The organism is Achromobacter sp. UBA5777, assembly GCF_002418565.1.
GTDB lineage: Bacteria > Pseudomonadota > Gammaproteobacteria > Burkholderiales > Burkholderiaceae_B > Achromobacter > Achromobacter animicus.
In genome coordinates, this window is sequence record NZ_DIEJ01000318.1 from 1 (window position 1) to 11,659 (window position 11,659).

At 66.5% G+C, this 11,659-nt stretch carries 12 protein-coding genes; 7 read left to right on the forward strand and 5 right to left on the reverse strand.

The features are described from left to right. The 5 genes from B3446_RS27855 to B3446_RS27875 form a co-directional block, all read left to right on the forward strand. Positions 1–1,247, forward strand: a 1,247-nt coding sequence (locus B3446_RS27855) for a nitrous oxide reductase family maturation protein NosD (protein ID WP_291387376.1), incomplete at its 5' end; no start/stop codon positions are given. After that, positions 1,244–2,149 (forward strand): ABC transporter ATP-binding protein, encoded by a 906-nt coding sequence (locus B3446_RS27860; protein WP_291387377.1) that lies wholly within the window; start codon positions 1,244–1,246, stop codon positions 2,147–2,149. The genes B3446_RS27855 and B3446_RS27860, both read left to right, overlap by 4 nt. Continuing rightward, positions 2,146–2,976, forward strand: a complete 831-nt coding sequence (locus tag B3446_RS27865) for an ABC transporter permease (protein ID WP_175124248.1) — start codon at positions 2,146–2,148, stop codon at positions 2,974–2,976. Before B3446_RS27860 ends, B3446_RS27865 begins: the two co-directional genes overlap by 4 nt. After that, the gene (locus tag B3446_RS27870) at positions 2,973–3,482 is read left to right on the forward strand and encodes a nitrous oxide reductase accessory protein NosL (RefSeq protein WP_291387378.1); all 510 of its coding nucleotides are present in this window, start codon (positions 2,973–2,975) and stop codon (positions 3,480–3,482) included. The genes B3446_RS27865 and B3446_RS27870 overlap by 4 nt, the downstream gene beginning before the upstream one ends. A 65-nt stretch (positions 3,483–3,547) precedes the next feature. After that, positions 3,548–4,546, forward strand: a complete 999-nt coding sequence (locus B3446_RS27875; RefSeq protein WP_291387379.1) for an FAD:protein FMN transferase — start codon at positions 3,548–3,550, stop codon at positions 4,544–4,546. A 133-nt stretch (positions 4,547–4,679) separates the two neighbouring features. On the opposite strand, the gene B3446_RS27880 is transcribed toward B3446_RS27875, so the two are convergent. Then, positions 4,680–5,465: an inositol monophosphatase family protein gene (locus B3446_RS27880; protein ID WP_105239790.1), complete on the reverse strand. Its 786-nt coding sequence runs from the start codon at positions 5,463–5,465 to the stop codon at positions 4,680–4,682. 129 nt (positions 5,466–5,594) lie between these two features. Here B3446_RS27880 and B3446_RS27885 point away from each other — a divergent pair, with 129 nt between their 5' ends. Then, positions 5,595–6,371 (forward strand): RNA methyltransferase, encoded by a 777-nt coding sequence (locus B3446_RS27885; RefSeq protein WP_191579313.1) that lies wholly within the window; start codon positions 5,595–5,597, stop codon positions 6,369–6,371. A gap of 117 nt (positions 6,372–6,488) precedes the next feature. Here B3446_RS27885 and B3446_RS27890 read toward each other — a convergent pair whose 3' ends face one another. After that, positions 6,489–7,478: a Bug family tripartite tricarboxylate transporter substrate binding protein gene (locus B3446_RS27890; RefSeq protein WP_105239792.1), complete on the reverse strand. Its 990-nt coding sequence runs from the start codon at positions 7,476–7,478 to the stop codon at positions 6,489–6,491. Positions 7,479–7,639: 161 nt separating this feature from the next. Between B3446_RS27890 and B3446_RS27895 the strand changes: the two genes are divergently transcribed. After that, positions 7,640–8,401, forward strand: coding sequence for an IclR family transcriptional regulator (locus tag B3446_RS27895; protein ID WP_105239793.1), 762 nt, complete (start codon positions 7,640–7,642; stop codon positions 8,399–8,401). Positions 8,402–8,586: 185 nt separating this feature from the next. Here B3446_RS27895 and B3446_RS27900 read toward each other — a convergent pair whose 3' ends face one another. From B3446_RS27900 to B3446_RS27910, 3 genes are all read right to left on the reverse strand, one after another. Beyond that, complete coding sequence (locus tag B3446_RS27900; RefSeq protein WP_291387380.1) at positions 8,587–9,423, reverse strand: mechanosensitive ion channel family protein; 837 nt, start codon at positions 9,421–9,423, stop codon at positions 8,587–8,589. A 207-nt stretch (positions 9,424–9,630) separates the two neighbouring features. Then, entirely contained in the window at positions 9,631–10,740 is a 1,110-nt protein-coding gene (locus tag B3446_RS27905) for a DUF1513 domain-containing protein (protein WP_291387381.1), read from the reverse strand. After that, positions 10,730–11,659 (reverse strand): imelysin family protein (locus B3446_RS27910; RefSeq protein ID WP_291387382.1); only part of this gene is annotated, 930 nt, incomplete at its 5' end. The genes B3446_RS27905 and B3446_RS27910, both read right to left, overlap by 11 nt.

Here is an 11,659-nt window from a genome sequence, read left to right on the forward strand (position 1 = left end):
TGGCCGCGGCGCAGCCCGGCGACACGCTGCGGCTGGCGCCCGGCACCTACCCCGGCGCCATCGTCATCGACAAACCCCTCGTCATCGAAGGACCGCAGGACCGCTCCGCCATCATTGCCGGCACCCGCGAAGGACGCACGCTGTGGGTCAAGGCCGTGGACGTGTCGCTGCGCAACCTGACCGTCACGCGCTCCGGGCTGGACCTGCCCGCCATGGACGCGGGCATCTTTCTGGACCGCACCGCGCACCGCGCCGTGGTCGAACACAACGACATCCTGGACAACCTTTTCGGCGTTTATGTATGGGGCCCGCAGGACGCGCTGGTGCGCGGCAACCGCATCGTCGGCAACCAGGAACTGCGCGTGGCCGAGCGCGGCAACGGGGTGTCGCTATGGAACACGCCGGGCAGCGCGGTGGTGGACAACGACATCTCCGCCGGCCGCGACGGCGTCTTCGTGAACACCAGCAAGCAGAACCGGTTCACCGGCAACCGTTTCCATGACCTGCGCTATGGCGTGCACTACATGTACACGAACGACAGCGAGATCAGCGGCAATGTGTCCACCGGCAACGACATCGGCTACGCGATCATGTATTCGCACCGCCTGGTCGTTACCGGCAACGTGGCGGTGAACAACGTGGAGCAGGGGCTGATGATGAACTACGCCAACAACTCCGACATCTCCGGCAACACCGTCGATGGCTCGGGCAAATGCGTATTCATCTACAACGCCAACAAGAACCGCTTTGCGGACAACCACTTCTCCAACTGCGACATCGGCATCCACTTTACCGCCGGCTCCGAGGGCAACCGGATCTCAGGCAACGCCTTCATCAACAACCGCAACCAGGTCAAGTACGTGGGCACGCGGATGATGGAATGGTCGGACAACGGCCGCGGCAACTACTGGAGCGACAACACGGCCTTCGACCTGGACGGCGACGGCATCGCCGACACGGCCTACCGCCCGAACGACGTGGTGGACCAGTTGCTGTGGCGCGCGCCCGCCGCGCGGATTCTGCTCAATAGCCCCGCCATCTCGGTAGTGCGCTGGGCGCAATCGCAGTTCCCCGCAATCCTCCCGGGCGGCGTGATCGACAGCAAGCCGCTGATGAAGCCTGTGCGGGAACGGATCGATTACGGCGGTGCGATAGCCAACGCAAAACCCGGTGCAACGCCTGATGCAAAAAGCGCCGCCAACCCCGACGCAAAAAACGGCGCGAAGCGTGCCGAGGACAATCCATGAGCAATCCACTGGTGACGCTTGCGGGCGTCAGCAAACACTATGGCGGCCACAGGGCGATCAGCGTCCTGGACCTGGACCTGCGCGAAGGCGAATGCGTGGCGCTGGCCGGGCACAACGGCGCGGGCAAAAGCACCCTCATCAAGCTGATACTCGGACTCATCCGACCCACACACGGGCGCGTCACGCTCTTCGGCCAGGACGCGCACAGTCCGGCCGCCGCGCGCCTGCGTGACCGGATCGGCTACCTGCCCGAAACCGTGGCGCTCCATCCGGCGATGACGGGCGCCGAGACCCTGGCCTTTTACGCGCGCCTGAAACGCCAACCCGTATCGCGCAACGAGGAACTGCTCGAGAAAGTGGGGATCGCCGGCGCGGCGCACCGCCGCGTGGGCGGTTATTCAAAAGGCATGCGCCAACGGCTGGCGCTGGCACAGGCGCTGCTGGGCGCGCCCCGCATCCTGCTGTTCGACGAGCCCACCACCGGCCTTGATCCGGCGTCGCGTCTCAAGTTCTACGAGATCGTGCACGAACTGCGCGCAAGCGGCGCCACCATACTCCTCAGCACGCACGCCTTGTCGGAACTGGCCGGCCACGCCGACCGCATCGTCGTCATGAAGGCGGGCGTGAAGATCGCCGACGGCGGCATGTCTGCCCTGCGCCGCGACACCGGGCTGCCCATCCGCATCAGTTTCACGCTCGGGCCGGACAACGCATCCGCCCCGCCCTCCTCGGCCTGGCGCCAGGTCGACGCCAACCGCTATGAACGCCTGTGCCATGAATCGGACAAGGTCGAGGCCATCCGTAGCATCGGCGCCATCGGGGCGCCCATCAGCGACCTGGACATCCAGGTCCCAGGGCTGGACGACATCTACGCCCATCTGCTTGAACGGGAAGACGCATGAACGCCGTAAGCACAATCATCGGCAAGGAAATCCGCGACGGCCTGCGCAATCGCTGGGTCCTTGCCACATCGCTCCTGCTGGCCGCACTGGCGCTCGCGCTCGGCCTCTTGGGCAGCGCTCCCACCGGTGCGGTCAAGGTCGATCCGCTGACCGTCACGGTGGTCAGCCTGTCCAGCCTGTCCATCTTCCTGGTGCCGCTCATCGCGATGCTGCTCGCGTATGACGCCATCGTCGGCGAGGTCGACCGCGGCACCATGGCGCTGCTGCTCAGTTATCCGGTGTCGCGCTGGCAGGTCATCATGGGCAAGTTCATCGGGCACCTGGCCATCCTGGCCATCGCGACCGGTGCGGGGTATGGGTCGGCAGGGCTGGCTTTGCAATGGGTCTACGGGGGCATGGACGCCGGCGCCTGGCGGCCCTTCGCCATGCTGATCGGGGCCAGCGTCCTGCTGGGCGCCAGCTTTCTGGCAATGGGCTACCTCATCAGCACGCTGGTGCGGGAACGCGCCACGGCGGCAGGCATCGCGCTGGGCGTGTGGCTGTTCTTTGTCGTCATCTACGACATGGGCCTTCTGGGCGTGCTGGCCGCGGACCAGGGTCGCCACGTCACGCCGGGCATGCTCAATGCCCTGCTGCTGGCAAATCCGTCCGACGTGTACCGCCTGCTGAATCTGACAGGGTTCGAGAACATTTCCATGTATGCGGGCATGGCCGGCGTCAGCGATCAGGCCCACATGCCCGTGCCGCTGCTGGTGGCGGCGCAATTGCTGTGGATCGCGGTGCCGTTTCTGCTGGCCGCCTTCTGCTTCCGGAGGAAACAGCTATGACGCTGAAACGTTGGGCCGCAAAGGCGGCCTTCTCGGCCATCGTGCTGGCGGTCTCGGCTTGCGGCGGCGACGCCCCCGCCGCACCGCCACCCGCGCCGCAGGCCGTCTCCGCCGACGCCGTCGGCCACTACTGCGGCATGATGCTGCTGGACCATGCCGGGCCGAAGGGCCAGATATTCGTGAAGGGCCGGGCCGCGCCGGTGTGGTTCTCATCCATCAAGCAGGTCTTCGCCTACACGCTGCTGCCCGAAGAACCCAAGGGCCTGGCCGCCATCTACGTCAACGATATGGCGGCCGCCGGTCCCGATGGCGCGGCGGATCTGAAAGCGTGGGTCGACGCACGGCAAGCCTTCTACGTCATCAACTCCAATTTCATCGGCGGCATGGGCGCCGAAGACGCCATGCCGTTTTCGGATCAGACGCGCGCGCTCGCCTTCGCCCAGACCCACGGCGGGCGTGTCGTGCGTTTTGCCGACGTACCCGAGGACTATGTGTTTGCCCAATAGCGCCAAGCCCTCGGACCTGCCTCATGTGCCCGCGCCAAATCGCGCCTTAATCAGTTGATATCGCCATGCACCCTCCCGCCCGCCGCCGCTTCCTCGGCATCATCGCCGCGTCTTCCGCGCTGGCCCTCGCTCCCAGCTTCCTTCGCCGCGCGCATGCGGCCATCGCGCCGACGCGGTGGCAAGGCGTGGCGCTGGGCGCGGACGCGGAACTGCGGCTCTACCATCCCGACCGCCAGGCCGCCGAACAGCTCATCGAGCGGGCGTTGCAGGAACTGCGTCGCCTCGAGGGGGTGTTCAGCCTGTACCGCGACGACAGTGCGCTGTCGATCCTGAACCGCCAGGGGTTTCTGGTCGATCCTCCCTCGGACCTCGTCCGCCTGCTCAGCGAAAGCCGGCACTACGCGGACCTGACGGGTGGCCTCTTTGATCCGTCCGTGCAGCCGCTGTGGCGCGTGTACGCAGATCATTTCGCGCGGTCGGGCGCGTCCCAGGATGGTCCGGCTCAGGCCGACATCGCCCGGGCGCTGCGATGCGTGTCGTACCAGGACATCAAGATCGACCCGCAGCGCATCGACCTGCAGCCGGGCATGGCGCTGACGCTTAACGGCATCGCGCAGGGCTACATCACCGACCGCGTGACGGACCTGTTTCGCAACGCCGGTCTGGAACGCGCGCTGGTCGACATGGGCGAGATACGCGGACTGGATGCGACGGCCAATGCAACGGGCTGGCGCGTTGGGCTGGCCGACCCCATGTCGCCGGACCAGATCCTGACGCAGGTGCCGATCAGCAACCAGGCGCTTGCCACTTCCGGCGGCTACGGCACGCCGCTGGATGCCGCGGGACGGTATTCGCACCTGTTCGACCCGCACTCCGGTCAGGCGAGGCCGCTCTACCGCAGCGTGTCGGTCATGGCATCCACGGCCACGGCTGCCGATGCCCTGTCCACGGCGTTCTCGAACATGCCGTTGGAACGCACTGCGGCGCTGGTGCGCAGCCTGGGCGTGCAGGCGTGGATGGTGCTGCCAGATGGACAACTGGTTGCGCAGACCGGCGTGGCCTGATCGCGCGCCGCATGAAAAAACCGGCCGCCAGGGCCGGTTTGCTTTGACCATGAAAAACCGGCCTTCACGGCCGGTTTGCATTGACCACGAAAAACCGGCCTTCACGGCCGGTTTTTACTGCCCGCTGCGCCGATCAGGCCGCCGAGGGCGGGTTCAGCGTCGAAAGCATCTGCGTGAAGATCTTGGGGCTGGCAGCCAGGACGTTGCCGCTGTCCATCCAGCCTTGTTCGCCGTCGAAGTCAGCGACCAGACCGCCCGCTTCCAGCACCATCAGGCTGCCCGCCGCCACATCCCAGGGCTTCAGGCCCACGCCGCAGAACCCATCCAGGCGGCCGGTGGCCACGTAGGCGAGATCCAGCACGGTCGAGCCCAGGCGGCGCACGCCGGTAGCGCCTTCGGCCATCTGGCGGAACCGCTGCGAGCCCTGTTCGGGATCGCCAGCGTTGGGCCAATGCGCGCCCAGCAGCGCGTCGTGGTAGCGGGTGCGGCCCGAGACGCGCACGCGGCGGTCGTTCAGGAACGTGCCGCTGCCACGGCTGGCGGTGAAGAGTTCGTTGCGCGAGGGATCATAGATGACCGCTTGCGTGACCTGGCCGCGCTGCGTCAGCGCGATCGACACGGCGTAGTTGGGCAGGCCGTGGATGAAGTTCGTGGTGCCGTCCAGCGGGTCGATGATCCACTGGAATTCCGCCTGGTCGGGACCCTGCAGACCGAACTCCTCGCCCAGGACGGCGTGGTCCGGGTAGGCCGCGCGCAGCGTTTCGACGATGGACTCTTCGGCGGCCCGATCGACTTCCGTGACATAATCGCGCGGCCCCTTGCGAGCCACGCTGAGTCGTTCCAAATCCATGCTGGCACGGTTGATAATGGTGCCGGCACGCCGGGCCGCCTTGATGGCGATGTTGAGCATCGGGTGCATAAAATTCCGTACGTATGCGATGAGTTGGCTTGATGATAGGCCGCTTGCCGCCCCCCGGCACGCCGTCGCCCCCGCGGGGAAATCGACTCAAAAAACCAGGAAGGCACGAAGCCAAACGTGCCATTTTAAATGACTCAAGCATTTTCACGTGTTCGCTTCGTAATGGTGAACCCCAGCCACCCCGGAAACGTCGGTTCCGCGGCCCGTGCGATCAAGACGATGGGCTTCTCGGAACTGGTCCTGGTGGACCCCAAATTCCCGGATGTAACAAGCCAGCCGGAGGCCGTGGCGCTGGCCAGCGGCGCGCTGGACGTGCTTGAGAACGCCCGCATCTATCCGTCGCTGGAAGAAGCCCTGGCGCCCGTCACGCTGGCATTCGCGCTGACCGCGCGGGTTCGCGACCTGGGTCCCCCGCCCTGCGACATCCGGCAGGCAGCCGACCTGGCCTGCGCCCACCTGGCGGACACGGCCGAGGGCGTGACCGCCGTTGTGCTGGGTACTGAGCGCGCCGGTCTGACGAACGCGCAGATCGCGCTATGCCACCGCATCTGCCACATCCCTGCCAATCCCGAGTACAGCTCGCTGAACGTCGCCCAGGCACTGCAATTGGCCGCCTGGGAGTTGCGTTATGCGCTGCTGGTGGACCAGGGCGCCGAACTCTTGCCGCGTTCCACTGCGCAGGAGCCTTCGCGTGGCGCGGAGCCGGCTTCCAGCGAGGCGGTCCAGGCGTTTCTGGCGCACTGGGAGGAAGCGCTGGTCGGCGTGCAGTTCCTCGACCCGGCCCACCCCAAAAAACTGATGCCGCGCATGCGCCACCTGTACTCCCGCCTGTCCCTGACCCGCGACGAGGTCGACATGATGCGCGGGGTCTGCACGGCGATGCTGAACGCGGCCAAGAAGAAGTAGCGGGTCCGAAGCACTGGCTGGGTGCGCCCTGCGCGGGCAACGCAAAAAAAAAGGGACGGTCATAACCGTCCCTTTTCACTGTGCCAACTGCCGGCGTGTAACCGGCAGAGACGCCGATCAGTCCACCGTGGCGCCCGAGGCCTTGATCACGGGTGCCCAGCCTTCGACTTCCGACTTGATGAATTGGCCGAATTCGGCCGGCGTGGTCTTCACGCCCACGGCGCCCAGCTTTTCAAAGCTGGTCTGCACCGAGGGCTTGTCCAGCGCCTGCTGCATGGCGGCGTTGAGCTTGTTGATGACTTCCGGCGGCGTGCCGGCCGGGGCCAGCAGGCCAAACCACGACGACACGTCGAAGTCCGTGAAGCCCGATTCCTTCATGGTCGGCAGATCCGGCGCGCTCTTGGAGCGGTCGGCGGTGGTCACGGCCAGCGCCTTCAGCTTGCCCGATTGGGCGTGCGGCCAGGCCGACGGCATGTTGTCGAACATGAACTGCACCTGGCCGCCGATCAGGTCGGTCATGGCCGGGGCGCTGCCCTTGTACGGCACGTGCAGGACGTCGATGCCCGCCTTCATCTTGAAGAGTTCACCCGCCATATGGATGGAGGTGCCGCTGCCGGACGAGGCGAAAGCCAGCTTGCCCGGGTTCTTCTTGGCGTAGTCGACCAGCTCTTGCACGGACTTAACGGGCACCTGGGGATTGACCACCAGGATGTTCGGGACCTTGGCGCCCAGGGCGACCGGGGCAAAGTCCTTCGTCAGGTCGAACGAAACGTTCTTGTACAGCGTCTGGTTGATCGCGCTGGTCACGGCGACGAACAGCAGCGTGTAGCCGTCCGGCGTGGCGCGCTGGACCTGGTCGGTCGCGATGTTGCTGCCGGCGCCCGGCTTGTTTTCAACCACGAAGGATTGGCCGAGCGACTCGGTCAATTCCTTGGCCATGATGCGGGCGATCACGTCGGTGGTGCCGCCGGCCGAGAAACCGACCACGATGCGGACGGGCTTGTCGGGATAGGCGGCGTGGGCGGAACCCATTGCAAATGCGCTTGCGGCGGTGGCCAGAAGGGTGGCGGCCAAACGCCGCATGCCAGGCTTGTGACCTGTAGTCATAGTGTCTCCGTGCAGGTACTGTCCATTAGATGGACGATTTGAATTATTGGATGAACGCATTCTGCGCTATACATGCGCTGGCCATCAAGGTAGAGTCCACCCTACGGACGATGGTTTTCCCTCGTCCGTACGTTGATAACCCTTAGTTTTCAGAGATCTGCATGCAAGACAGCGATGCCGCGGCCGCCGGCCCACGTACTCTGCGACGCGGCCTCGCCGTTCTGGCCGCCCTGCGCGACCAGGGTCCGGACGGCCTGAGCGTGACCGATATCGCCCGGTTGACCGGCATACAGCGGCCCACCATCTACCGTCTGCTGGCCGCCCTGCTCGACGCGGGCCTTGTGCTGCCGGTCGCGGGCACCAAGAAGTACCGCGCCCAGCTTGCCGTCGATCCGGACACGCGTTCCCGCGATCCGCGGGTGCGCCAACTGCTTCCCGTACTGCGCCGCCTGGCCGACCGCACCGGCGACGCCGTGTTCCTGGTCGTGCGCGAGGAAGATGATTCGATCAGCCTGCATCGCGAAATCGGCAGCTATCCCGTGCAGATCCTTGCCACCTATGCGGGCAAGCGCCAGCCGCTGGGCGTGGGTTCGGGCGGGATGGCGCTGCTGGCTGCCCTGCCCGACGACATCGCGCGCGGCATCGTCGAACGCAATTCCGGCAGGCTGGACGAGTACGGCGGCATGACGCCCCAGGAGATGTTCCGGCTCATCGAAAACACGCGCGCGCGCGGTTACTCGGTGGTGGGCAACCACGCGGTGCGTGGCGCGCTGGGCGTGGGTTGCGCGCTGCTCGACGCGCAGGGCGCGCCACTGCTGGCCGTCAGCGTCACCGCCATCATTGACCGCATGCCCGCACAGCGACAGCGCGAGATCGCGGGCTGGATCAAGACAGAGCTGGCGCGGCTTGCGATGCCGGCCTGATTGGCAAGGTGCCGGGGCGCGGCTGAGTCGTCGTCACGCATCAAGGCCGTTAAGCCGGGAGGCCGAAGGATCGAGAAGCGGTCATGCCCTCACGCCTTGCTGGTTCACGCCATCTCGCCGCCAAATAAAAATGGGCGCCTCCAACGAGGCGCCGATTTTCATGGCTGACAAAACAAGGCCCGCAATCAGGAGGCGGCCGCGCCCGTCTTGGGGTTCTGGATCTCGCGCAGCGGGATCGGGGCCTGGAAACCGGCCTCTTCGAGCGAGCGGCGGATCTCCTGGTACAGGCTCCAGCGCAGCTCCCAATACTTGCCCGACTCGGCCCACACGCGCACGTTCACCGTGACGCCGTTTTCCTTGTAGTCGAACACCTTCACCTGCGGGGCCGGGTCCTTCAACGCATCGGGACGCGCGTCCACGATCTGTTGCAGTTTGGCGACCACCGCATCCAGGTCATCGCCATAGCGAACCGGCACCGGGATGTCCAGGCGGCGCGTCTTGTTGCGGCTGTAGTTGGTGATCGTAGCGTTCCAGACCGTGCTGTTGGGCAGCGTCATGTGGATGCCGTCACCCTGCACGAGGCGCGTCAGAAACAGGCCCACTTCCTCGACCGTGCCGTCCGCGCCGGAGCTGAGCGCGATGTACTCGCCGGCGCGGATCGGACGCAGGATCAGCAGCATGATGCCGGCCGCAATGTTCTGCAGCGTGCCCTGCAAGGCCAGACCGACGGCAAGACCCGCGGCGCCCAGCACGGCGATCAAGCTGGCCGTCTGCACGCCAAAGCGCGCCAGCACCGCGATCACCGTGAAGATGCGCACCGCCCACATCACGGTCGTGGAGAACATGGGCACGATCGTGGGATCGATCTTCGGCGACCGCGTGGCGGCCCGGCGAACCCAGTTGCCCAGCATCGACGACACCCACCAGCCAATACCGAGAATGAGCAAGGCGACGAGCAGATTGATGCCCATATCCATCAGCCTCGGGGCCCAGATATAGAACTCTTTTACGGCCTCATCCATGGAACCTCCTGCGAAAAAAATCGACGGCAGAATGTATCAGAAGCGGCTGGCACAAAGCGGCGCAGCGCCCGACGGGAGTGTCAGGCTTTGTAAAGCGGAGCAGCGCGTGCCGCCGCGGCGTACGGCGTAAGACTGATTCCGGTGTCTGACACCCGAATCGGTCAGACATGCAGCATAGGTCTTGCCGCGCCGGCAGGCAAAGCGGCGTTACGCCGGCACGATGCGGAAATGGTTGTCCCAGGACATGTCACGCGATGGCGGCAAGACCGGCTTTTCCTTGCCTTGCGCGTCAACGCGGATCATCGCGCCCAATCCGCTACTGACCAGAAAGCCCTCTTGCGCGTCAGGCGCGACACCGCAGCCGTCGGCGAGTGCGGTGACGCTCAGGCATTTGCCGCTGGCGGAGTCCCAGTAGATCACCTGCCCGCCAACCGGGCTGGACGTGGCCACAATGCCACCGGCGGCGTCGACCGTGACGGAGCCGACGTAGTTGCGCATGTTGCGCAGCGTCTCGGCTGGGCCGTCGAACAGTTCCAGCGCCGCGCCGCGGCGATGGCGGCCGACCAGCGCCGGACGATCCGCGGCCGGGCCCATGTATTGGCAGCCGAACCACACCGCGCCATCGGCCGCCAGGGCCAGGTGCCGGATCGACAGCCGATGCAGCGCCGGCGCAAGTTCGACCTTCTCCAGCAATTGCCCGGAGGCCGCGTCGATATACGCGAGCGACGGCCGCATGGTGTCCAGGTTCAGTTCCAGCTTGCCGTAGTCAGGGTGTGTCAGGATGCCGCCGTTGGCCACGCACAGCGTCTTGCCGTCGGGCATCAACACGACCTCGTGCGGACCGATGCCGCCGGAATCGAACTCGCCCACGCGCCGGTAGCCGCCGCCGGGCGTGGCGTCGTACAGACCCAGCACGCCGCGCCCGCCCTCGAAGTCGTTTTCCGTTGCGGCCAGCAGGCGGCCGCCTTGCACGAAGGCGCCGTGACCGAAAAAATGCCGGTCATCGGGCAGCGGCAAGGCGGCGGGCTCGCCGCCTACCAGCGAAAAGCCCAGCGCAAAAAAGCCGGGTTGGCGGCCGAACACCACGGCGCGCTGCGCGGTGGCGTCGATCGCAAAGCTGTGGCCGCGCGCAGGCATGGGGATCGTGAGGCGATCGCGGCCCGTCCCGTCCAGCACCACGGCTTCATCGCGGCCGCCGCGCTTGCGCGCGGTCAGGTACAGCGGCCCGCCATCAGCCGGCAGCGCGGCGCGCGCCGCAGAAGGCGACAGGCCCAGCGCCGCGGCCAGCGCCAGGAAGCGGCGCCGGTCAATCTCCATCGAGCGCGTTAAAGCCGATGGTGACGCCCAGAGCAGGCGCCAGGTTCTCGTCAACGATGGCCTTCGCGTTCTTGAGCGTCAGAGACGCCAGGACCAGCAGGCGGCGCCCTTCCTCGCCCGCCAGCGCCTGGTCCAGCGGCGCAGGCACCGCTCGCAGCGTCTGGGCGGCGCTGGACAATTCGCCGCGCACCGACGCATCCATCCATTCCTCGCCCGCGGGCAAGGGATAGCCGCCTGCCACATAGAACGCCTTCAGCGCGTCCAGGTTGGCCGCCAGCAGGCTCATCGACAGGCCGCTGCGCCAGAACGCCGCGCGCTTCGGACGGGCGGCCTGCGGCGAATCGCCCAACACCGGCTCGATCTTCACATCGCGCGCGAACTGCAGGCCGGTGGACAGGGCCTTCATGGCTTCGGCGGCAACTTCCTGCGAACTGCGATAGAGGTCATTGCCCGGTTGGGGCTTGGCAAACTGCCGCCCGAATTCGCCCTGGGCATCCCAGGCCTCGCCCAGCTCGCGCGAGATCGTGGCGACATTGGCGGATACGGCCGTGGCGTAGCTGCAGGCATACGCAAAGCTGGGCTCGCCGGTCTGCTTGAGCAGGTCGGGCTCGCCGTACAGCACGTATTCCAGAGCGGGCAGGCCCTGCACCGCGACGCTGCGGCCGGCCAGCGCGCCGGGCTTGAGCAGCGCGTCCTCCTTGGCCGCGATCAGCGCCTGCACCTGGCGGGGCATCACTCCGCGCGTGTCGGGCCAGAAGGCCAGGCGTTCGAAGCGGTTGGCCTGCACCAGCGGGCCGAAGCGCAGGATCTCGACGCCCGACCAAGCGTGCGCCAGCGTCTTGAACGCATCGCCGACGCGCCCGGCGCCGGCCGCATCGGGCTTGGCGCACCAGCCGCCCAGCGCGCTTTCCAGCGCGGC